This window comes from Zhengella sp. (assembly GCF_041397485.1).
Lineage (GTDB): Bacteria > Pseudomonadota > Alphaproteobacteria > Rhizobiales > Rhizobiaceae > Zhengella.
The window spans coordinates 249,795-273,095 of sequence record NZ_JAWKWO010000003.1 but is presented as its reverse complement, the minus strand read 5'-3'; the positions used below and the strand labels follow the sequence as shown (position 1 = coordinate 273,095).

Annotated in this window: 18 protein-coding genes and 1 pseudogene; all 19 read right to left on the bottom strand. The window is 61.8% G+C overall.

Annotated elements, in window-relative coordinates; genetic code table 11:
• Positions 1 to 8: 8 nt before the first annotated feature.
• The 19 genes and pseudogenes from R3D65_RS10950 to mraZ all read right to left on the bottom strand — a co-directional run bounded on the left by R3D65_RS10950 (position 9) and on the right by mraZ (position 23,160).
• Positions 9 to 881, bottom strand: coding sequence for an outer membrane protein assembly factor BamD (locus R3D65_RS10950; RefSeq protein ID WP_371275252.1), 873 nt, complete (start codon positions 879 to 881; stop codon positions 9 to 11).
• Between the two features lie 159 nt (positions 882 to 1,040).
• On the bottom strand, positions 1,041 to 2,021 hold the full coding sequence (gene lpxC, locus R3D65_RS10945) for a UDP-3-O-acyl-N-acetylglucosamine deacetylase (RefSeq protein ID WP_371275251.1): 981 nt from the start codon (positions 2,019 to 2,021) through the stop codon (positions 1,041 to 1,043).
• Between the two features lie 248 nt (positions 2,022 to 2,269).
• Entirely contained in the window at positions 2,270 to 3,997 is a 1,728-nt protein-coding gene (gene ftsZ / locus R3D65_RS10940; RefSeq protein WP_371275250.1) for a cell division protein FtsZ, read from the bottom strand.
• A gap of 86 nt (positions 3,998 to 4,083) precedes the next feature.
• Positions 4,084 to 5,403, bottom strand: coding sequence for a cell division protein FtsA (ftsA, locus tag R3D65_RS10935; protein ID WP_371275249.1), 1,320 nt, complete (start codon positions 5,401 to 5,403; stop codon positions 4,084 to 4,086).
• A complete protein-coding gene (locus R3D65_RS10930) occupies positions 5,400 to 6,326 on the bottom strand; it encodes a cell division protein FtsQ/DivIB (RefSeq protein WP_371275248.1) in 927 nt (308 codons plus the stop codon). Before R3D65_RS10930 ends, ftsA begins: the two co-directional genes overlap by 4 nt.
• Entirely contained in the window at positions 6,314 to 7,240 is a 927-nt protein-coding gene (locus tag R3D65_RS10925) for a D-alanine--D-alanine ligase (RefSeq protein WP_371275247.1), read from the bottom strand. Before R3D65_RS10925 ends, R3D65_RS10930 begins: the two co-directional genes overlap by 13 nt.
• Positions 7,241 to 7,512: 272 nt before the next feature.
• The gene (locus tag R3D65_RS10920; RefSeq protein WP_371275568.1) at positions 7,513 to 9,468 is read right to left on the bottom strand and encodes an acyltransferase family protein; all 1,956 of its coding nucleotides are present in this window, start codon (positions 9,466 to 9,468) and stop codon (positions 7,513 to 7,515) included.
• 6 nt (positions 9,469 to 9,474) lie between these two features.
• Entirely contained in the window at positions 9,475 to 10,449 is a 975-nt protein-coding gene (gene murB / locus R3D65_RS10915) for a UDP-N-acetylmuramate dehydrogenase (protein ID WP_371275567.1), read from the bottom strand.
• On the bottom strand, positions 10,446 to 11,852 hold the full coding sequence (murC, locus tag R3D65_RS10910) for a UDP-N-acetylmuramate--L-alanine ligase (RefSeq protein WP_371275246.1): 1,407 nt from the start codon (positions 11,850 to 11,852) through the stop codon (positions 10,446 to 10,448). The genes murB and murC overlap by 4 nt, the downstream gene beginning before the upstream one ends.
• Before the next feature lie 25 nt (positions 11,853 to 11,877).
• Positions 11,878 to 12,975 carry an undecaprenyldiphospho-muramoylpentapeptide beta-N-acetylglucosaminyltransferase gene (gene murG / locus R3D65_RS10905; RefSeq protein WP_371275245.1) on the bottom strand — a complete coding sequence of 366 codons (1,098 nt, stop codon included), beginning with the start codon at positions 12,973 to 12,975 and terminating at the stop codon, positions 11,878 to 11,880.
• 3 nt (positions 12,976 to 12,978) lie between these two features.
• Positions 12,979 to 14,135, bottom strand: a pseudogene (gene ftsW, locus R3D65_RS10900) (putative lipid II flippase FtsW).
• Positions 14,128 to 15,528 (bottom strand): UDP-N-acetylmuramoyl-L-alanine--D-glutamate ligase, encoded by a 1,401-nt coding sequence (murD, locus tag R3D65_RS10895; protein ID WP_371275244.1) that lies wholly within the window; start codon positions 15,526 to 15,528, stop codon positions 14,128 to 14,130. Before murD ends, ftsW begins: the two are co-directional and overlap by 8 nt.
• Before the next feature lie 4 nt (positions 15,529 to 15,532).
• The gene (mraY, locus tag R3D65_RS10890; protein ID WP_371275243.1) at positions 15,533 to 16,615 is read right to left on the bottom strand and encodes a phospho-N-acetylmuramoyl-pentapeptide-transferase; all 1,083 of its coding nucleotides are present in this window, start codon (positions 16,613 to 16,615) and stop codon (positions 15,533 to 15,535) included.
• Positions 16,616 to 16,618: 3 nt separating this feature from the next.
• Positions 16,619 to 18,070 carry a UDP-N-acetylmuramoylalanyl-D-glutamyl-2,6-diaminopimelate--D-alanyl-D-alanine ligase gene (locus tag R3D65_RS10885; protein ID WP_371275242.1) on the bottom strand — a complete coding sequence of 484 codons (1,452 nt, stop codon included), beginning with the start codon at positions 18,068 to 18,070 and terminating at the stop codon, positions 16,619 to 16,621.
• Complete coding sequence (locus R3D65_RS10880; protein ID WP_371275241.1) at positions 18,067 to 19,521, bottom strand: UDP-N-acetylmuramoyl-L-alanyl-D-glutamate--2,6-diaminopimelate ligase; 1,455 nt, start codon at positions 19,519 to 19,521, stop codon at positions 18,067 to 18,069. The genes R3D65_RS10885 and R3D65_RS10880 overlap by 4 nt, the downstream gene beginning before the upstream one ends.
• Before the next feature lie 49 nt (positions 19,522 to 19,570).
• On the bottom strand, positions 19,571 to 21,286 hold the full coding sequence (locus tag R3D65_RS10875; RefSeq protein ID WP_371275240.1) for a peptidoglycan D,D-transpeptidase FtsI family protein: 1,716 nt from the start codon (positions 21,284 to 21,286) through the stop codon (positions 19,571 to 19,573).
• On the bottom strand, positions 21,283 to 21,660 hold the full coding sequence (locus R3D65_RS10870) for a hypothetical protein (protein WP_371275239.1): 378 nt from the start codon (positions 21,658 to 21,660) through the stop codon (positions 21,283 to 21,285). Before R3D65_RS10870 ends, R3D65_RS10875 begins: the two co-directional genes overlap by 4 nt.
• A 16-nt stretch (positions 21,661 to 21,676) precedes the next feature.
• Complete coding sequence (gene rsmH, locus R3D65_RS10865; RefSeq protein ID WP_371275238.1) at positions 21,677 to 22,684, bottom strand: 16S rRNA (cytosine(1402)-N(4))-methyltransferase RsmH; 1,008 nt, start codon at positions 22,682 to 22,684, stop codon at positions 21,677 to 21,679.
• Positions 22,681 to 23,160 carry a division/cell wall cluster transcriptional repressor MraZ gene (gene mraZ / locus R3D65_RS10860; RefSeq protein WP_371275237.1) on the bottom strand — a complete coding sequence of 160 codons (480 nt, stop codon included), beginning with the start codon at positions 23,158 to 23,160 and terminating at the stop codon, positions 22,681 to 22,683. Before mraZ ends, rsmH begins: the two co-directional genes overlap by 4 nt.
• Positions 23,161 to 23,301: the final 141 nt, after the last annotated feature.

The following is a 23,301-nucleotide window of genomic DNA, read 5'->3' as shown; positions in this document are numbered from 1 at the left end:
CCGCCGTATCAGCTCGCGCTTGCTGTCAGTCGGCGTGCTGCACGGGAAATCCAGGAGCCCTGATTTTCCTCAGGCGAATAGCCACCCTTCTCCAGCAACGTATAGGCATCCTTGTACCAGTTGGAATCCGGGTAATTGTGACCCAGCACAGCGGCGGCGGTTTGCGCCTCATGCACGATTCCCATGGCAAGATAGGCTTCAGTCAGCCGAGCAAGCGCCTCTTCAATATGCCGCGTGTTCGAGAATTCCTCGACCACGGTCCGGAACCGCTTGATGGCCGCGATATACTCGCGGCGCTCGAGGTAGTACCGGCCGACCTGCATTTCCTTGCCGGCGAGCTGGTCGCGGCCAAAGCGGATCTTTGTCTCGGCGTCCGGCGCATATTCGGAGTCCGGCCAGCGCTCCACGACCTCGTTCATCGCCTGGATCATCAGCTTTGTTTCACGCTGGTCCTGTGTCACGTTGCGAACCTGACGGAAATAGTTCAAGCCGACAATATACTGCGCATACGCCGCGTCTTCGGTATTCGGATAAAGCGTCAGGTATCGCTTTGCGCTGTTGATGGACTCGTCGTGATTGCCCTGCCGGTACTGGGTAAACGCGTTCATGACGAGCGATTTGCGCGCGTACTCGGAATAGGGATGCTGTCGGTCGACCGCCGTGAACTTGGCCGATGCTTCACCAAGCCTGCCGGCTTCCAGATTGGCCAGGCCCTGGTTGTAGAGCTGATCGGCCGGATCGGTTTGCTCCACATAGGTCGACAGATCGATATCGTCGTCCGACGAACAACCCGCCAGCAGAAAAGGAGCACAGGCCAAAGCCAGAAACGCGGGCCGCAGCAACGACCGCGACGCGTCCTTACGAGAGAATACAAGAGCCATGCATCTGTCCTGCCGGTAGAGCGATAACGTCACCATCGCCATTAAACATATCACCGCATGAGCGGCAATGCCGTCCGACGCCAATCGCTCAACAATGTGGCGCAAAAACGAAACGCCGTCCTTTGGACGAATTCCGCCTCGCGCACATGGATAGGGAAGTCAGAGTACCCAGGGCGCATGAACCGGGGCCCGCACGGCAACCAGTTCCGCTCCCCGGCCGACAGATCTGCGATTGGTCTCGACAATTTCGAACGCCGATTCGTCGCTCAACAGGGTGCGCAGCGCCCGGGCATTCAGCTTGTGGCCACCACGGAATGAACGGAAACAACCAAGAATGCGCGCACCGGCCAAGGCGAGGTCTCCAAGGGCATCCAGCGTCTTGTGGCGGACAAACTCATCCGGATAGCGCAGACCTTCCATGTTGATGACCTTGTGATCGTCACCGATCACGACGGAATTCTCCAGAGAAGAACCCAGGGCATATCCAGCCGCCCAAAGGCGCTCGACATCCTTCATGAAACCAAACGTGCGCGCCCGCGATACCTCGCGCCGGAAGGTCTCCGGGGTCATGTCAGCGCCGAATGCCTGACGGCCGATGGCCGGGCTGTCGAAGTCGATCTCCACCTCGAATCGCGTGCCGTCAAAGGGGCGGAACTCAGCCCAGGACGGACCGTTTTCCACGCGAACCGGTTTCACGACACGAATGAAACGACGCTTGGCTGCCTGGCTGACGAGACCCACTTGTTCGAAAGCATCAACGAAGCAAATGGAACTGCCATCGAGAATCGGCACTTCCGGACCATCGATTTCGATCGCGAGGTTGTCGATACCCATGCCATACAGGGCCGCCATGAGATGTTCGACGGTGGCAACGAAGACACCGGCCGGATTGCCAAGGACCGTCGCAAGGTCCGTCGCACCGACTTCGGATGCCAAGGCCTTGATTTCAAAAACCTCGCCATTCTTGTCAGCGCGATGAAAGACAATTCCCGTATCCGGATCCGCCGGCTGGCAATGTATGGTGACGGGCTTGCCGCTGTGAACGCCGATACCGCTGAGTGAAACGCGAGATTTCAGGGTTTTCTGGAAATCCGACAAGACTGTGCCCCTTGACCCCTGCACGATAGCTTCGCCGCGCATGAAGCGGAGAAACTTGTGTGTGTTAACAGGCTCGCAGCGATCCCCAACATCGGCTGCGACCCCCGCCTGATCGGGAGAGACATTACTGTGTCGCTACAGCCAAACCAAATCACGGTTTCTTACTTTTTGTAACGCTTGGCAACGGATGCCTCTCGGCGTCTATCTCACTGATTTCACGAGGCAATCGCAGCAAGGGCGGCAATTTCTTGCCGCCCTTGTCACGCTATCTGAAACGCAAGGGAACGCGATCAGTTGGCCTGCCGGCGCAAGAATGCCGGGATTTCAAGCTGGTCGTCGTCCTGCGCCGAATGCGCGGCGGGCACGATTCTCCCGTTGCCGTCATGCTGGCCGCTGCGCGGTGCGTAGAGCTGTGACTCCTGATGCCCAGCACGGCGCATTTCCGGCGCAGCCTGGCGAAGCTGCGGCTCACGGGTAGCAGTGGTTTCAGTTGCGGGCTTCAGGGAGGCGGAAGGTTCATCTTCGCGCCGCGAAAGGCCGTTTGTCAGCCGCTTCAGCAATCCCATGGGGCCACGCTCTTCATGATCCATGGCAGGCGCATTGTTGCGTGCCTCCATTTCCGCCTTCACCACCGGCGGAAAATCCTCGACCCGCGGCATGCGGGGCGCGGCGGCAGCGGGAGCCGGCTGCGGCGCCGGGGCCGCAGGGGTCGCTGGCGTTTCAGCAACATGATCGCGCACCGGGCCAGCCGGTGCCTGCGCCGTCGCCTGCCTTGCCACGACAGGCTGCGACGCTTCGGGCTGCCCCTGGAACAACCGGCTGGCGGGACGGAAATCGTCCGCTTCCGGTTGCGTGGCGAATTCCGATTCGGCACGGGCAATGGCTGAAGCCACGGGATCGACCTGTGCCTGCCGCGGCGCTTGTGCGGCCGCCGGCTGCGGACGAACCTGCGGCTGCGGTGCAGGTGCCTGGGTCGGCGCAGCAGCAGCCGGCTGCTGAACCGGCCGCGCCATGGTGCGAACCTCGTTCGGCAGTGCCTTTGCTGTACCAGCCGTATTCTCGATACCGGTCGCGACGACCGAAACACGAATCACGCCTTCCAGATCCTCGTCAAACGTGGCGCCCAGAATGATGTTGGCGTCTTGGTCGACCTCCTCGCGGATGCGGGTTGCCGCCTCGTCGACCTCGTAGAGCGTCAGGTCGCGGCCGCCTGTGATGGAGATGAGAAGCCCCTGGGCGCCCTTCATCGACGATTCATCGAGCAGCGGGTTTGCAATCGCCGCCTCTGCGGCGGCCATCGCCCTGCCCTCACCGGACGCCTCGCCGGTGCCCATCATCGCCTTGCCCATCTCGCGCATGACCGAGCGAACGTCGGCAAAATCGAGGTTGATGAGACCTTCCTTCACCATCAGGTCGGTGATGCAGGCCACGCCGGAATAGAGCACCTGATCCGCCATCGCGAAAGCGTCGGCGAACGTGGTCTTCTCGTTGGCGATGCGGAACAGGTTCTGGTTCGGAATGACGATCAGGGTATCGACGCATTTCTGCAACTCCTCGATACCGTTGTCGGCCAGCCGCATGCGTCGCTGGCCCTCGAAGTGGAAGGGCTTGGTCACGACTCCAACCGTGAGAATGCCCTTCTCGCGCGCTGCTTGCGCGACCACGGGCGCAGCCCCGGTCCCGGTACCGCCACCCATGCCGGCCGTGACGAAGCACATATGCGTATTGGACAGGTGATCGACGATCTCGTCGATGCATTCTTCCGCCGCCGCGCGGCCCACTTCCGGCTGCGAGCCTGCCCCAAGCCCTTCCGTGACATGGGCGCCAAGCTGGATGAGGCGCTCCGCCTTGGACATGGTCAGGGCCTGCGCGTCGGTATTCGCGACAACGAACTCAACGCCGCGCAAACCGGCGGTGATCATGTTGTTGACGGCATTGCCGCCACCGCCTCCTACACCGAACACGGTGATACGGGGCTTCAGTTCTGTGATGTCGGGTTTTTGAAGATTGATGCTCATGGTCCTGTCCTTGTCCGCCTTTCCGTCTCGCCGCCGCGTGCCGATGCGGCCTGTTTCTCTGAGGGCTCGCCGCCCCCGTATTTCGCCTAGAGGTTTTCCCTCAGCCATTGCCCCATCCGGCTCAACCGGCCGCCAGTACCGGTCAACTTCCGGCTCCACCTGGAATGCTTCATTGCACTGGTCTCCAGTCCTGCAACCTGGGGATAGATCATCAGGCCAACAGCCGCCGAAAACGCAGGCCCCTTGGCAGCCGCCGGAAGGCCGGCGACGCCGAGCGGTCTGCCGACCCGTACGTTCCGCCCCAGAATCCTGCGGGCAACCTCCGGCAGGCCATTGAGTTGGGAACCGCCACCCGTCAGCACCACCCGGCGGCCGACAACAGCGCCGAAGCCTGATGCATTCAGCCGGTCCCGGACATGCTCCAGCATTTCTTCCGTACGCGCCCGGATGATGCGCGTCATGATCGCGCGCGGCACCTGCTGCCCTTCTTCATTCTCGCTGCCACCATCGTTGATCGCCGGGATCATGACGACGTCGCGATCATCCGCCGCACTTGGCAGGGCGGAACCCTGCATTGCCTTCAACCGCTCCGCCGAGTCGACCCGAGTCGACAGGCCACGCGCCAAATCCATGGTGATATGCCGCCCGCCCATGGGAATGGAATCGCCATGCACGAAACGTCCGTTGGCAAAGACGGACATCGTCATCGTGCCACCGCCGATATCGATGCAGGCAGCGCCCATTTCGGTCTCGTCGTTGACGAGTGCCGCCAGACCGCTGGCATAGGGTGTGGCAACCATGCGCTCGACCGACAGATGACAGCGATTGACGGCCAGCTCCAGATTGCGCAACGGCGCGGCATCTCCGGTCATGACATGCATCTCGACGCCGAGCGTATCGCCGATCATGCCGAGCGGATCATGAATGCCGCGCTCGCTGTCCAGGGCATATCCCGTGGGAAGGGAGTGGATGACCTGGCGCTCCACCGCCTGGGCCTGACGTGCGCCGGCGTTCAGCACCTTGCGAATGTCACCGGCATCCACCTCTTCGCCACCCAGGTTGACGGTCGCGGCAAAAATCTCGCTTCTCAGGCGGCCGGCGGAAACATTGACGATCAGGGAGTCCACCATGATCCCGGCCATGCGTTCGGCCGCATCCACCGCATGACGAATCGCTTTTTCCGCGCCTTCGAGATCAATGATCACGCCCGATTTCACGCCTTCCGAGCGATGATGGCCGATGCCGATCACGCGGATGTCGTGAGTGCGTCCACGAAGAAGTTCACCCTCCTCCCGCGGCATGAGCCGCGCGATGATGCAACAGATCTTCGAGGAACCGACGTCCAGAACGGTAACGATTCCCGCCCGCCGCGCCGATGAACCGGAAGCTCCCGAAAGAAGGCTCATGTCCGCCCCCGCTGCTTTTCCTCTTTCAGGAGGCTTTCCATCCGCTCCCTGTATTCCTGCGACGCCGCCTCGCTGAGACGGACAGAGATACGCTCTTCCAGTCGCAAGTCCACAGCCACGATATCCTTGTCGAGCAAGCCCTGACGCGCCTGCAAATCGTCCAGGCGCTGGACCGCGGCAAGCTCGCCGCGCTCCGGCAGCTTGATGGTCACACCATTGGAAAGGATCAGGTTCCAGCGGCGATCGGCAATGCGGACATAGCCGCGCACACGCTCCGCGATCGCGGGAAAACGCTGCATGCCGGCGATGAACATGCCGGCTTTATCGGCGGCCCCCTCACCAACCACCAGCGGCAGGTCCGAGAACTTGCCCTCGCCATAGGGAGCGATGATCTCTCCATCGCGCTGGATGACCGCAACACTCTCTCCCTGCTGCCACAGGGCGAAGGGCTTGCGCTCGGACAGTTTCACCTGGAGCGTGCCCGGATAGACCTTCTGCACTGACGCTTCGCGAACCCATGGAAGTTCCGCGATGCGCTGCCGGGCTTCTTCCGGCGAAAACCCCGGCAAGGCGGTCCATCCGGTCAAACCGATCGCGCCCATGACATCGATCTCGGATGTCTCCGAATTGCCGGTGATGTCGATCTGGGAAATGGCGAAACCGGTTCCAGATGCAATCGTCGAAACGATGGCTGGGACATGCCCGCCCACGACTGAACCATAAACGACCGCGCCGGTCAGGAAACCGGCAGCCATGTAGCCGAAAGCGTGGCGAGGAACAACGACGTCGCCCGAAACGAGACGCGCGACATGACGGACAGGACGGCGCAGCAATCGCGGCAGCACAAGCCGCCCGGAAGCGCCGGCCCCGTCCGGGTGTCCCGGCCTCGCAATTCCCGCCGCTCCTCGCTTCAGCGCATGCACGATGCGTCCTCCACCATCCAACTTACGAACTCACCGAAACTGTGACCCGCATGCCGCGCCAGTTCCGGCGCCAGCGATGTTTCCGTCATCCCGGGCTGCGTATTGACCTCCAGCCAGATCAGCTCTCCCTTCTCGGAGTGCCGGTCGTCGTAGCGAAAGTCAGATCGGGTAACGCCACGGCACCCCAGAATCTGATGAGCCTTCAGCGCCAGTGTCTGTATTTTTTGGTAAATATTTGGTGAAAGCCGCGCCGGGCATTCATGCCTCGACCCGCCCGAGACATACTTGGAATCGTAGTCGTAGAACTGGTGGCCGACCGGAACGATCTCGGTCACACCGAGTGCCACATCGCCCATCACGGTGCATGTCAGCTCGCGGCCGTGAATGAAGCGCTCGACCATCACCCGGTCGCCATATTTCCAGTCACCGGAGGTAATGACCTGCGGGGGATGAGCTTGATCTTCCTTGACGATGACGACACCGAAACTGGAACCCTCGGCCACCGGCTTCACCACATAAGGCGGCCTCATGGGGTGAGCTGACGTGATGTCGAAGCGGTTCATCACACGCGACTCGGCAACGGGAATTCCAGCCACCTTGGCCAGCTTCTTGGATTTTTCCTTGTCCATGGCCAGGGCGGAAGCGAGCACGCCCGAATGCGTGTAGGGGATCTGCAGGTATTCCAGAACCCCCTGGATGGTTCCATCCTCGCCGAAGGGTCCGTGCAAGGCATTGAAGACGACGTCCGGACGCAAATCGGCAAGCACCTGCGCTATGTTGCGCTCCACGTCGATACGGGTCACGCGATAGCCTTCGGCCTCCAGCGCATCGGCGCAGGCCGTTCCCGAAGCCAGGCTGACGGGACGCTCGGACGAGAAACCGCCCATCAGCACCGCCACATGCTTGCCCGCCATCACAATCCCCTCTTTCGCGCCACGATCAATGCGCAACAAGCCGACGGCCGGACCGAATGTCCGGTCGCGCAACACGCGCGCAAACGCGACTCAATGGTGAAACCCCTGTCACCAAGGAATCAGAGAGTTGATTCCGTGGCAAGTCCGCAGGAAAAAAACCCGAATCGCATGAGTGCCCATGCCTTGCCGGACAATGCGGCCCAGAGCGTTAACAGTCCGTTTACCTTGTTGGACAAGCCGACCGGAAACGTCACGAAACGTTCATACCGGTTTCAGGTCTGGTCGCGGAAAAGCCATGCGAAGGCATCGGGACGGAAATCGACAAGACGGTAGACGCCGGAGGGATAAAGGTGATCCCGGTCGCGAAAATGCAGAACACCATCCGATGCCGGCCGGCATGTCCGCGAATCGCAGAATGCAGGCAAGGCATCGATCGCCTGAACGCCCGCGTTCGCGGCAGCGATCGTGTTCAGGAACGGCATCGTTCCGGAAAACAGACTGTCGGTTTCTTCCCGTGAGACATTGCAGGCGTCGGGCTTGCGCCCCAACCGGGACGCCTCGTGGATGCAGATGAGCGCCGGCTTGCCGAACCGGGGCACGGGTCCGATCAGAAGAACGCGAATACCGATATCGGTGAATTGGCGAACGAGCGACGTCATTGCGTTTCTGTCGGGCAATGTGCCGGGAAAAAAGGCCGACGTCATCACCACCGAACGCGGCCGTTTCGCACCGCTCATCAACTCGTCCAGAGCCGCTACAAGGTTCAAACAGCGGTGGTCCTCGTTTTTCCGTCGGGCTTCAGGCGTGAACCACTCGAGCCGGCATCCGCCGCGTGCAAGCGAAACCGTGTTCAGAGCGTGTTCGCCGGCAAGTTTCGCCAGCGCCGGAAAAAGCGCATCCGCGTGGGAATCCCCGAGAATGAGAACATAATCCCGGTTCACGCAATGCTCGGGAACGTGCCGAACAGTCCGAAGCCTGCAACCGGTATCGAGCGTACCCCGTCCCTCTGTGCCATAGGCCTGGTGTATGTGCCGTTCGTTGGCCAGATATCCAGCATATGTGACCGCACCACCAAAGGCCGCCACGATGAACACGGATGCGAAGCCGGCAGCGAATATGCGCCCGGCTGCTGCTTTGACATGCCCGCGTTTGCGCCAGCCGCGGACCGGTTTTTCGACCAGGAAGTAGCTTGCAATCGCAAGCATGAGTCCGAGCCCGACGCCAAGAAACAGGTCGGCAACGAGACTGGCTTCATTTCGCCACATGCGCCCGAAAGACAGAAGCGGCCAGTGCCAAAGATACCAGCCGTATGACACCAACCCGATGGCCACCGGGAGCCGGAAGGAAAGCAAGCGGGCAACCAGGATTTGAGGCCTGGCCAGCGAAGCGGCGATGACAAGGCATGTCCCCCCGACGGGCAACAGCGCCAGCCAACCCGGCCACGGATCGCTTTGCGAAACGCCGGCAATGGCAAGAACCAGAAGCCCGGCGCCAGCCAGCCCGATGATTTCCAGCATCATGCGGGGCATCCCGGCAAGGCTGGCCACCACCTTCGGAACGATCAGGCCGCCCGCCACGAATTCCCAGGCTCGAAAGGGCGTCAGGTAGAAAGCCGGATTGCGATCGCCGCCGCCCGTCCAGACGACGCACGCAGCAAATGACAAAGCGAAAATGGCAAGTGCTGCGATGACTTCCACCCGGCTTCTGCCGCCTCTGTTAAGCCCCGCGAGGACAATCAGGAGGACAGGCACGACGAGGTAGAACTGCTCCTCGACGGAAAGGGTCCAGGTATGCAGGAGCGGTTTCAATTGCGCAGAAGTGTCAAAATAGCCCTGCTCCAGGAAGAACAGGATATTCGAAATCATCAAAGGCGCGGCAATCGCGGACTTGGCAAAGCTTTCATAGGCATCCGGTATGAAAAGGACGAATGGCGCTGTCAGGTATGTGAATGCCAGGACCAGAAAGAAAACGGGCAGGATGCGCAATGTCCGGCGTGCATAGAAGCGCAGGATTGAGAAGTCGCCGAGCGCTGTTTCGCTGCGTATCTGGCCGACGATCAGAAAACCGGAAATGACGAAAAAGATGTCGACACCGGAAAAACCGCCGGAGAAGCCCGGGAAATGAGCATGGTTCAGGACGACTGCTATTACTGCAAGGGCACGAAGCCCGTCGACAAAGGGCATGTAGCCGGTAAATGCCACGGCGTCAGGTTGGCGGCCTTGACGCATCACGCCTCACCGCTTTCCATCGAGAAAAGGTGCGATCTCCTGCCCCGGAACGAAAGACCCCAGCCTTTTGATTTCCCAGTGCAAAGCAACGCCGGAGGCCGACAGGACCTTCGCACGCACCGTCTCGCCGAGCAATTCAAGGTCATGACCGGTTGCCGTGCCCGTATTGATCATGAAGTTGCAGTGAAGTGGCGACATCCGCGCCCCGCCGATCATCAGTCCGCGCCCGCCCGCCCGGTCGATTTCCTTCCAGGCCGACGACCCTTCCGGGTTTCGGAAAGTCGACCCGCCTGTCTTCTCCCTGACAGGTTGCACGGTTTCACGGTGGTGCTGCACGGCGTCCATGGCCGCCTGGATTTCGGCCTTTTCGCCCTGCTCGCCCCGGAACAGGGCTGACGTGAAGAACAGATCTACGGAAGCCTGCGAATGACGATAGGAATACCCCATGTCGGCATTGGTCAGGACATGAAGATCGCCCTTGCGGTCGATGGCACGCACCTCGACCACGCGATCCTTGGTTTCCACCCCGTTGGCACCGGCATTCATGCGCAGGGCCCCGCCGATTGCACCGGGAATGCCGTGATAAAAATGGAAACCGGCGATTTCCGCATCGCGCGCAGCCGCCGCAAGCATCTTGTCCGGAACCCGGACCCCGGCGCGCAGTTCTAGATCGCCGGCCCGCTCGATCTGGCCAAAGCCCTTCACCGCCGGCCTGATCACGAAACCGGGAATGCCGCCGTCGCGAACGAGCAGGTTCGAACCCACGCCAACGGCTGTCACCGGAATGTCTTCCGGGATCGCACGCATGAAAGCGGCAAGATCCTCCTCGTCAGCGGGCTGGAAAAGCACCTCCGCCATGCCGCCCGCGCGAAACCAGGTGATCGCATTCATCGCTGCATTGGGTGTCAATGACCCGCGCAGCCCCTCAAGGCGGCTGCCCAGCTTGGCCAGCAGGGCTTCACCATCCAGAACCTCCATCAGGCCGACTCGCCGTTGAGTTCCTTCGGCAAGGCATAGGCCCAGGCGGAGATGTTGCCCGCGCCGAGCAGGACGACATAGTCGCCAGCCTTCGCATTCTCCCGGACAAACGGCGCAATCTCGTCCGGTCCGGCAAGAATCCGGGCATCGCGATGGCCGCCAGCCCGGATTTTCTCGACAAGCGTTTCGGAACTCACCCCTTCGATGGGATCTTCTCCCGCCGGGTAGACCGGAACAATGCCGACCAGATCGGCATCGTTGAAACAGGCTGCGAAATCGTCGAAAAGATCGCGCAACCGGGTATATCGGTGCGGCTGTGCAATGGCGATCACGCGTCCCTGGCAGGCGTCGCGCGCAGCCCCAAGCACGGCCCGGATCTCGACCGGATGATGGCCATAGTCGTCGAAGACCTCCACCCCTTCCCAGGTCCCGGTATGGGTGAAGCGCCGCTTCACGCCGCCGAATGACAGCAAGCCGTTCCTGATATCTTCCGGTGAAATACCGAGCTCGTGGGCCACCGCAATGGCTGCGACGGCATTGGAGACATTGTGCCTGCCGGGCATGGGCAGCCGCAATCCGTCGAGACGCGTCTCGCTACCGGATTGACGCTCGCGGATCACCACGTCGAAAACGGAAACGGCCCCATCCATCCTGTGATTGGAAAACCGTATATCGGCTTGCGGGTTCTGGCCGTAGGTCAGAATCCGGCGGTCCTCGATCCGCCCGACCAGCGCCTGAACTTCCGGATGATCGATGCACATCACGCCGAAGCCATAGAACGGGACGTTCTCCACGAACTGCTTGAAGGCCTCGCGCACTTTCTCGAACGAGCCGTAATGGTCGAGATGCTCCGGGTCGATGTTGGTGACCACGGCAACGTCGGCCGGCAGTTTCAGGAATGTGCCGTCGCTTTCGTCGGCCTCCACCACCATCCACTCACCCTCGCCCATGCGCGCATTGGTGCCATAGGCATTGATGATGCCGCCATTGATCACCGTCGGATCAAGGTTTCCGGCATCGAGCAACGTGGCGATCATCGAGGTGGTTGTCGTCTTGCCATGCGTGCCGCCCACGGCCACGGCCTGCCGGAACCGCATCAATTCGGCAAGCATTTCCGCACGGCGCACAATGGGAAGAAAGCGCGCCCGCGCGGCCTGCAATTCCGGGTTGGTCTTGCGGATTGCCGTCGACACGACCACCACTTCCGCTTCGCCCAGGTTTTCCGCCCTGTGACCGATATGGACGGCGATACCCTTTTCACGAAGGCGTTGTACATTGGCATTGTCGGCCTGGTCGGAACCCTGAACAGTGTAGCCGAGATTGTGCAGCACCTCGGCTATGCCGCTCATGCCGATCCCGCCAATGCCAATGAAGTGCACCGGGCCGATATTCTGCGGCATCTTCATGCGCGCACTCCCTTACAAGTCCGGATCAAGTCCTGTTTCCCGAGGCAATAGCCTCTGCAAGATCGGCAAGCAACTGTGCGGCCTGCGGTTTGCCGGTTCGTTTTGCCGCATCGGCCATGGCAGAAAGGCTATCCGGGTCGGACAACAGCGACACGAGGCTGTCGGCCATGCTGGCAGGTGACAGGTCTTTCTGCTTGCAAACCACCGCACCGCCCTGGTCGACCAGCGCCTGCGCGTTGGCTGCCTGGTCATGGTCAAGCGCGTGCGGATACGGGACAAGCAGTGCCGGCCGGCCGACAACCGCGATTTCAGACACCGTGGATGCACCGGACCGGCAGATGACCAGATGCGCTCGCCCGATCCGGCCCGCCATGTCGTCGAAAAACGGCGAAACCTCTGCCGGCACACCGAGACGCTGGTAGGCATCCCGTACACGGACCTCGTCCTCCGGTCGTGCCTGCTGCGTGACGACCAGCCTCCGGCGCAGGTCCTCCGGCAGCAATGCGACAGCTTCAGGAACCGTGTCGGCGAAGAACTTAGCGCCTTGGCTGCCGCCGAAGACCAGCACGTTGAGTGGTCCGCCTACAGGCGGCACATAGGCCGCTTCCATGGCTTTCAGGACATCCGGACGAACCGGATTGCCGGTGACGTGGATCACGGGACCGCCACTGTCGGACTGCGGGTTGAGGAAACCGCCGGCAATGGCATTTACCCGTCTGGCCAACGCCTTGTTGGCGCGGCCCATGACCGCATTTTGCTCGTGGATCATGGTCGGCAGGCCAAGGCGCGTGGCGGCATAGAGCGGTGGCAGCGTGGGATAGCCGCCAAACCCGATCACGGCGCGCGGCTTGATTCTGGCAAATATTTTCTGTGCAACCCGGACGCCGCGCCACAGGGTCCAGAAGGTCTTCGCCAGCGCGATCGGGTTCTTCGAGCCCAGCGTGGCGGAGGGAATGACATGGATTTCGTCCGCCGGAAAATCCCCGGCATAGCGGTTGGCGCGCTCGTCTGTCGCCAGATGCACAGACCAGCCCCGCTGTTTCAACTCATGGGCAAGCGCCTCTGCCGGGAAAAGGTGTCCGCCGGTCCCGCCGGCAGCCAGCACCATAACGCCTTGGTCCATCATTCACTCCGCCGGCCGTGTCTGGTGCGCCGGGCGCACCGGCCATCCGATCTGGGTGCGCTTTTCAGGACGGACCCGCGTCAGGGCAAGAACCATTCCCATGGAGATCGCCATGGCGACAAGCGAGGAGCCGCCGTAGGAAATGAAGGGCAGGGTCATGCCCTTGGCCGGCAGCAATTGAAGGTTCACACCCATGTTGATGATGGACTGAAACCCGAAAAGCGTGACGAGCCCGGTAACGGCGAGACGCGTGAAACTGTCCCGTTCATTGAGCGCCATCGCCATGGCCCGCATGACCACGAAGGCGAACAGGGCGAGGATGACGAGGCAGAGAACGATCCGAATTCTTCTGCAGCAACCGCAAAAACGAAATCGGTATGGCTGTCGGGCAAGACCCGCTTGATCGTGCCCTCGCCCGGCCCCTGACCGAGCCAACTGCCCCGGACAATTGCTTCCAGGGCCCGGTCGACCTGATAGGTATCGCCTTCGCCCGTGATGAACCTGTCAATGCGGCCTGCGACATGCGGAAAGGTCAGGTATGCGCCGACAGCTCCCACGGCGCCTATCCCGCCGAGAACGAAAATCCAGAACCACGACAGGCCGGCCAGGAAGAACATGATGCCCCAGGTGGCCGTCACCAGTAGTGTCTGGCCGAGGTCAGGTTGTGCCACAAGCAGCGCAACGACCAGCCCCAGAAGGATGATGGCAAACAGGTTTCCCGGAATTTCGGGATTTCTCGCGTGTTCGGCGAACATCCAGGCGCAAATGATTACAAATGCAGGTTTAAGATATTCCGAAGGCTGGATCGAAACGCCGAACAGGTAAATCCACCGCCTGGAGCCCTTCACTTCGATACCCACGAACAGCGCCGCGACCATCAGCACGAGCGAGCCGACCAGCATGATCAGCGCGACGCGCCGGATATTGCGCGGGCTCAGGAACGATATTCCGATCATGGCAAGAAGCGCAGGGATCATGAACACGACCTGGCGCGTCACGAAGTGAAAGCTGTCGAGGCCGATCCGTTCCGCCACCGCCGGGCTCGCCGCGAATGAAAGGACAATGCCCAATACCATCAGGACAATGAAGGCCGATAGCAGCCATCGGTCAACCGTCCACCACCAGTCCGAAACCTGTCCCCGTTCAGCGCGGCTAACCATGGGTTTCCCCTCCAATCCGGGCTACGTTGCCCAAGCCAAGGACGGCCTCGCGAAAGGCCTCCCCGCGGACTTCGAAATTGCGGAACTGATCGAAACTGGCGCATGCGGGCGACAGCAGCACAATGCCTCCGCCCTGGCGGGCCGCATCAATTGCTGCATGCGCGACAGCCGTATCGAGGTCACCGGAAATCTCGTATGGCACGGAATCGCCGAGGGTGACCGCGAACGAGGCCGCGGCTTCGCCGATCAGGTATGCCTTGGCGATCCGCGAAAACAGCGGCCTGAGCGATTCGATGCCGCCGCTTTTCGGCAGGCCGCCGGCAATCCAGTGAATCCGCTCGAAAGACGATAGGGCAGGTGCCGCCGCCTCCGCGTTGGTCGCCTTGGAGTCGTTGATGAAGAGGACCCCTTCCCTTCGGCCCACCTGCTCCATCCGGTGGGCGAGGCCGGGAAAGCTTGTCAGACCGGCAACGATCTCTTCCTCCGAAAGGCCGCAAACCAGGCAGGCCGCAACCGCGGCAAGCGCATTCTGCGCATTGTGCCGTCCACGCAGGGACCCGATGCCCTCCAGCGTCGCGATCGTTCTTCTCGTGCCGTTTTGTGCAAGAACGAGTTCGCTGCCGTCTGCGAAAAGGCCATGGCCCAAATGCTTGGTAACGGAAATCGGAACAATGGAACGCCCATCCGCCTCAAGCCGGTTGGCTATCGCGCTGCACCAGTCGTCGTCGACACCGATGATGGCTGTATCGCTGCCCGCAACGAGCCTTTCCTTGATGCTCGCATAGTGCTCCATCGACCCGTGACGATCGAGATGATCAGGCGTCAGGTTCAGCAGGATACCCGCGGACGGATTGATCGAAGGCGCCAGATCGATCTGGTAGGAAGAACATTCGATGACATAGTGACGCTGCGGTTCCGGCTCTGCGAGGGTCATGACTGCCTGGCCGATATTGCCACCCATTTGCGCGTCCCGCCCGGCGGCGGCAATCAGATGTGCGACAAGCGCAGTGGTGGTGGACTTGCCATTCGTGCCGGTGATGGCAATGAAGGGAGCGCTCGGCGCGCGCCTGGCGCGTTCGCGGACGAAAAGCTCCACGTCGCCGATGATGGGAACGCCGGCCCCCTTTGCCAGATCGACGCTCCAGTGCGGGCGCGGATGGGTAAGCGGCACGCCGGGAGACAGGACAAGCGCATCGAATCGCGACCAATCCGGCAAGCGAAGATCGCCTGTCGTCACGCCGTCTTCGGCGGCCTTGGCAACGCTGTCGGGGTTGTCATCCCATGCGGTGACCCTGGCCCCGCCCGCCAGCAATGCATGCGCGGTCGCAAGGCCAGAACCGCCAAGACCGAAGAGCGCCACATGTCTGCCGGAGAATGCGGTGGCGGCGATCATCCGGTCACCTCAGCTTCAATGTCGAGAGGCCGATCATGGCCAGGATGAAGGCGATGATCCAGAAACGCACCACGACTTGGCTTTCCGTCCAGCCCATCTTCTCGAAATGATGATGGATCGGCGCCATCAGGAAGACCCGCTTGCCGGTCAACTTGAACCAGGCGACCTGAATGATCACCGAGAGCGCTTCGACGACAAAAAGGCCGCCGATGATGCCAAGGACGATCTCGTGCTTTGTGGCCACCGCCACGGTGCCGATCAGGCCGCCGAGCGATAGCGAGCCTGTATCGCCCATGAAGATGGCGGCAGGCGGCGCATTGAACCAGAGAAACCCGAGGCCTGCGCCGATCACCGCGCCGAGAACGACCGCCAGTTCACCGGTTCCCGGAACGAAATGGATTTGCAGGTAGTCGGCGAAAATCGCGTTGCCCGAGACATAGGCGATGACGCCGAACGATGCCGCGGCGATCATCACCGGCATGATGGCAAGCCCGTCCAGACCGTCTGTCAGGTTCACTGCATTGCCGGAACCGACAATGATGAGAGCGCCAAAGGGAATGAAGAAGATGCCCAGGTTCACAAGCCAGTCCTTGAAGATCGGAAAGGCAAGCGAGGAGGAAAACGGCTGCTGGCCGGCCTGCATGATGACCCAGCAGGCAATGCCCGCGATGAGGAATTCGGCGCTCAGGCGCGCCTTGCCCGAGAAACCGAGATGGGACTGCTTGGTGACTTTCAGGTAGTCGTCGTAAAAGCCGATGATGCCGAATGCCAGCATGACGAGCAGGACCACCCAGACATAGGCCGATGTCAGATTGGCCCACAACATTGTGGAGGCGATGATTCCGAATAGGATCATCAGCCCGCCCATGGTGGGCGTGCCCGCCTTCTTAAAGTGGGTCTGCGGTCCGTCTGCCCGGATCGGCTGCCCCTTGCCTTGCCTGACCCGCAAGGAATTGATGATCCTCGGGCCGAACAGGAAGACCAGAAGCGCCGACGTCACAAGCGCACCGCCTGTGCGGAACGTTATGTATCGAAAGACGTTGAAGACCGAGATCTGGTCGCTGAAATCGACGAGCTGGAAAAACATCGGTCAGTCTCCGCCGGTATCGGTTGATGATGCCGGCGGCGCGGCTTCGGGATGGGTTTCGAGAATGGCGTCGACGATACGCTTGAAGCCGATCCCGTTGGACGACTTGAGCATGATCACGTCCCCGCCCTTCAAAGTCTCGAGCAATGTCCGGCAGAGGTCCTCGACGGACTGAAAATGGCTTGCCGGGTAACCATCCGGAAGGGCATCGCGCAGTGCCGCCATCTCGGTTCCGGCAAGATAGAGATGGTGAAGGTCGGCCTCCAGCAAAGGCGCGGCCAGTTCGGCATGCTGTTTTGCCGAATGCTTGCCGAGTTCCAGCATGTCGCCCAGAACGGCGATGCGTCGGCCTGCATTGTCTACCGGTGTGGCTGCGAGAACGGACAGGGCGGCCCGGACAGAGGCAGGATTGGCATTGTAGCTCTCGTCGATCAAGGTGATATGCCCGCCTTCCGGATGCGCCAGGAGATGGCGCCGGCCGCGTCCCTCCTGCGCTTCGATGGCACCAAGGGCGCGTGCAGCATGGCCAAGGTCGGCGCCTGCCAGATGCGCCGCTGCCAGTACGGCAAGCGCGTTCTGGACAAGATGACGTCCGGGCGCGCCGATCCGCCCCTTGACCATCTCCGCACCGATCCGCGCCTTGAAATCCGAGCCGCTCGCGTCGAGGTGGCATTCGGCCAGCCGGTAGTCGGCCTTGGCATGTTCACCGAAAGACAGAACATGTTCGGCGCCTGCCTCGTGGGCGAGTTTCTCCAGAAGGCGATACTTGCCGTCATCGCGGTTGATGAGCGCGTATCCGCCCGGAACAATGCCCGAAAAAATCTCCGCCTTAGCGTGAGCGATCTCGTCAAGGTTCTTGAAATGCCCGAGATGCGCCGCCCCGATCATGGTGACGATCCCGATATGCGGCTTGACCATGTCCACCAGCGGCGTGATCTCTCCAGCGTGGTTCATTCCGATCTCGAAAATGCCGAAGGCCGTGGTTTCCGGCATCCGGGCAAGCGACAGCGGTACGCCCCAATGGTTGTTGAACGACTTCGATGAGGCATGGACAAGTCCCGACGGCGCGAGCGCGGCGCGCAGCATTTCCTTTGTCGTCGTCTTGCCGGCCGAACCGGTCACGGCAATCACCTGACCGCGAACGCGGGCGCGCGCTGCCCTCGACAGGCGACCCAGCGCAACCAGCACATCGTCGACCACGATCATGCCGATCTTGAGCCGGCCCAGTGCCGGCAGCTTGGCTTCGGAAACGACCATCAGGCCCGCGCCGGCAGCCATGGCCGCCGTCGCAAAATTGTGCCCGTCGAACTTTTCACCCTTGATGGCAAAAAAGGCCTCGCCCTTTTGCAGGGTTCGCGTGTCGATCGAAAGGCCGCTTACCCCATCGGGCAGGTCGCCGAACGGGCGGCCTTCCATGGCTTCGACCATGGCCTCGGTGGTCCACAACCAGTTCAAACCGACACCTCCTGCAATGCGCTGGCAATTTCCTCGCGGTCGGAAAAATGTCGTGTCTCGGTACCGACCGTCTGTCCGGTTTCGTGCCCCTTGCCCGCAACGATCAGTGTATCGCCGCCCCTCAGGCGCGAAACGGCTGTCCGGATGGCTTCGCGGCGGTCACCGACTTCCTCGGCGCCCGGAGCCGCCACCATGATCTGCCGCCGGATCGATGCGGGCTCCTCGCTCCTCGGATTGTCATCGGTAACGATGACCACGTCTGCGAGCCGCGCGGCGATTTCGCCCATGATCGGCCGTTTTCCCGCGTCGCGGTCTCCGCCACACCCGAAGACAAGGACGATCCGGCCCGTTGTGAACGGTCGCACCGATTCGAGCACGTTCTGCAGGGCCTCCGGCTTGTGTGCGTAGTCCACATAGGCCTGTGCGCCATCCTTCGTATGTCCGACGAGATCCAGGCGCCCGGGCGCACCCTTCAAATGCTCCAGTGCTCGCAAGGCGGTGGCGACCGGTGTTCCCGTGGCAATCGCCAGACCGGATGCCACAAGGGCATTGGCAATCTGGAAGTCGCCGGCCAGCGGCAGATCGATCTCGTAGGTCACGCCACCATGGACGATTTCGGCGCGTTGCCGGAAACGCTCATGTTCAGCCCTCTTGAGGCAAAGGAAAGCGCCCTTACGCCCGACTGTAAGCACGTCGAGGCCGGCTTTCCGAGCTGCGGCGACGGTAGGTTCGGACCATGCGTCATCCGCATACACAACCGCCGGGGAACCCTTGGCGAGCAGCGTATCGAACAGACGCATCTTGGCGCCATGATAGGCCTCGATCGTGGGGTGATAGTCCATGTGGTCGCGGCCGAGATTGGTAAAGCCGCCTGCCGCAAGCCGCACACCATCGAGCCGCCGCTGGTCCAGCCCATGGCTTGAGGCTTCCATGGACGCATGTGTCACGCCGGCATTGGCCAGTTCGCAGAGCAGCGTGTGCAAGGCAACCGGATCGGGCGTCGTCAGCGAGCCGTATTCCTCACGCCCGGGCGAAACCACACCTGTCGTTCCAATGGACGCCGAAGCGAAGCCAGCGTGCTCCCAGATCTGCCGCACGAATGCAGCGACCGAGGTTTTTCCGGCCGTACCCGTCACAGCGACCATGGTCTCCGGTTGTCCGGGATGGAAACGGGCGGCTGCAAGCGCCAGCGCCCGGCGCGCGTCTGGCACGCTCAGCACTGGCACTCCCATATCGCCGATCGAAATCCCATCCTCTGCGATGATCGCAACCGCACCTGCGGCAATGGCATCCCTCGCGAAATCCGCGCCTTTCGCCCTGCTGCCCGTCAGGGCAGCGAACAGGTTTCCGGGCGCGATCCTTCGGGAATCGGCACTGATTCCCGTCACATCGGTCTCATCCGCGCCCGAAGGCAGCAGGGGGAAGATATCGGCAAGTTCCTTCAACAGCATTGCAAATCAATCTCTTGGTCGCTGCGGAACAATGCCCGCCGGCGCAGAATCAGCGATAGGAAGCGAGCAAAGCCTCACTTTCATGACCGAATTCAGGCTTCACGCCAAGCAGCGCGGCGGATCGCCGGATGATGTTCGCCACGGTTGGCGCTGCATTCATGCCAGCCGTGGCACCGATACCTTCACGCTCCGGTTTCGGTTCATCGATGATCACAAGCACTACATATCGCGGGTCATCGATGGGAAAGGCCGAAAGAAATGCGTTGAACCGCTTGTTGGACGAGTACCGGCCGTTGACCACTTTTTCGGCCGTTCCGGTTTTCCCGCCAACGAAGTAACCCGGAACCTCGGCACGGCGCCCCGAGCCCTTTTCCACATTCAGGCGGAACAGGTAACGCATCTCCTGGCTAGCCTTTTCAGAGAGCACTTGTCTTGCCAGGCTGTCGGCTTCCTGTTGCGTACGCGGCAGCAATGTCGGCGGAATGAGCTTGCCGCCATTCAGCAGCGCAGCCGCGGCCACAGCCGTCTGCAATGGCGTGGTGGACATACCGTGCCCGTACGAAATTGTGATGGAATTGAGCTTCTTCCATTCCCTCGGTTCCGTGGGCGTTGCCACTTCCGGAAGTTCGAGGGTAACCCGGTCAAGCAGCCCCATGCGTTTCAGGAAGGCGCGGTGCCCCTCGATCCCGACGGCATCGGCCATTTTCGCCGTTCCGATGTTCGAGGAATAAATGAAGATCTCCGGAACGGACAGCACACGCCGCTTGCCATGAAAATCATTGATCGTGAACCCGGCAATCCGGATGGGCCGCGTTGCATCGAAATGGTCGTTGATGGAAACCAACCCCGAATCCAGTGCCATTGCGGTGGTGAAGGCCTTGAATGTCGACCCCATTTCGAACACCCCGGCCGACATGCGGTTGAGGCGGTCCTTGTCATTGGCATTGAACGGATTGTTGGGGTTGAAATCCGGCAGCGATGCCATGGCAGCAATCTCGCCGGTGTGAACGTCGAGAACAACCGCGCCGGCTGCAATGGCCTTGTAGCGGGCCATCGCATCTTCCAGTTCGTCCCGAACGATATGCTGGACCCGTTGATCGATGGACAGTTGGAAGGGTGCCAGGTCGTCGGCTGCCGCCAGGCCCGCGTCGCGCAGGTCGGCCAGCCCCTGCCCGTCTATGTATTTCTCGATCCCCGCAATGCCCTGGTTGTCGATGTTGACGAGGCCGAGGATATGGGCAGCGGTGGGCCCTCCGGGATAGAACCGCCGCTTCTCGGCGCGAAAACCGATACCGGGGATGCCGAGGCGATGGATTTGCGCCTTTTGCGCCGGCGTTAGCTCCCGCTTGAGCCAGACGAAACCCGCATCGCTTTTCAGCCGCCGGTAGGTTTGCTCATAGTCGAGATCTGGCAGCACGGTTACCAGTTGTTCGATTGCCTCGTCGGGATCGACGATATTGCGTGGCTCGGCAAAGAGAGAGGCGGTGATGATGTCGGTTGCCATGACATCGCCGTTCCGGTCGACGATATCGGGCCGCGATGCCTGTTGCCGCGCTATCGCGGGTCCGCCTTGCCGCGGCTCTTCCATGGCGAGCAGCGCAAGCCGGCCACCGATGACAGTGTAGATGCCCATGAAGACGGCCATGGTCATCAGCACGCGGCGCCGCGCCCTTCCGCCCGAAAACTTGCGTGCCCCCTGTACGACAATACGCGCCTCGCCCGACGGAGAGCCGGCGGATTTGCGGGTGAAAGGCATGCCGATCATGGTTTTACTGCTCCCGTCCGGACATTGTCCTGCCCAAGCTCCACCATGGCCTCGGACAGACCTTCGTCGCCCGGCTGGGCAATGGGTCGATCCGGCAGGGATGCGATGTCTCCGATCTGGATTGGCTCGACCGGCTCAAGCCCGAGTTCGTCTGCGAACTTGTCAGCCATCACCTGGATACGCGCCGGCTGCGTCAGCAGTGCCCAATCGGCATTGAGGATGTCGATCGTGTCCCGCTCGTGCCTGATCTTCTCGCTCAGCGCACGAATGGTGCGCTTCACCGATTCCGCCTCATGCTTCGTCTGATATGTGAATGCGGCTGCCCCCACCATCGCCGCAATCAGGATCATGTCGAATGTTCTGAACATGGTCATGCCCCTTGCGTCCTTCCTAGCCGTCGATCGCCGGCAGTTTCGGCAGTCCGAAAATCGTCCAGTCCGCTACCTCGGCCGGTGCATCCGTGCGGATGGCTGCTCGAAGCTTGGCCGAACGCGCGCGCAGATTTGCAGACGCTTCCGCTTCGGAAGCCATCACCACGCCGCCGGCCTTCCTGAAGGTCGCCGCCCTGGCAACTGTCTCCGGCATATGGCGCGAACCGCCGCCCGTGCCGGCGCGATCCTGTATGAACCGCTTCACGATCCGGTCTTCCAGGGAGTGAAACGTCACCACGACCAGCCGCCCGCCGGGCATGAGGCCGCGCTCGGCGGCAAGCAGCCCGCGCGCCAGCTCGCCGAGTTCATCGTTGACGAAGATGCGCAGCGCCTGAAACACGCGCGTCGCGGGATGGATCTTGTCTTTCGGATTGCGACCGATAACCGCCTCCACAGTGGACGCCAGTTCCAGTGTACGCTCGTAAGGCTTTTCCTCGCGCCGCCGTTCGATGGCCCGCGCGATGCGTCCGGCATGACGCTCTTCACCGAGAAACGAAAAGATGCGCGCAAGGTCGCCGGCCTTGAACCGGTTCACGACATCCGCGGCCGTCATGCCTGCCTGCGCCATGCGCATGTCAAGCGGGCCGTCCTGGCGAAAGGAGAAGCCGCGCCCTGCCTCATCCAGTTGCATGGAGGAAACGCCGATATCCAGGACCACGCCGTCGAGCGGCACCCCGGCAAGTTCGTCCAGCCTGGAGAACGGTCCGGCCTCAAAGCGGAACGCATCACCATATTCGCTGCGAAACAGGCCGGCCGTTCTGGCCGCATCCGGATCGCGATCCACAGCCACCACCCGGGCGCCAGCGTCGAGGATTGCACGGCTGTAACCACCCGCGCCGAAAGTACCGTCGCAAACGACCTGCCCCTCCCCCGGCTGAAGGGCCTCCAGCACCGCGGGCAACATGACCGGAACATGCCGCTGGCCGGTCTCCATGGAACCCGGCTTGCCCGCGCCTCCCGCCATCATGCTTCTCTCCCGTATCCGGCCTTGCCGCGTGCTTCTTCCGCCAGGTCCTGCCGCAATTTCAACAGCCTCGAACGCACCTCCCTCCGGTGTGCCGCAAACCGGCCCGGCTCCCAGACCTGAAAGAACTGGCCCCGCCCGACAAAGGCCACCTCGGAGGCTATGCCCGTATGCTCGCGGATGAAATCGGGCACCGTGAAACGTCCCTCGGCATCCACTTTCACGAATGCCCCGTCGCCATGGCAAAAGAAGGACATGTCGTCGGCCGTCTGGAGAAACGGGTCTTCCGCCCCAAGCCGCGCCTCGTAGCGATCCAGCAGGTCGAGCCCGCCCATATCGATGGCCGGAACATCCAGGGCACTCAGAGCGTACAACTCCTGGAAACCGCGCTTCTGCAGAACCGCCCGGAAATGCGCCGGCACGGAAACCCGCCCCTTCGCGTCGATCCGGTTTACCGCGTTCGACAGAAAACGGTCCATGCACCTTCCGGTCCGCCATCGCGGGCCGGCCCTCTCTTGCGCCGCATCCCGCAGGGCTTTCACCCTGCGCACTTCCACCGCCGAAATTCCTTGCCGTTATCCCCACACGGAAACACGTCCGCCGGGCACCGGACCCGGGCG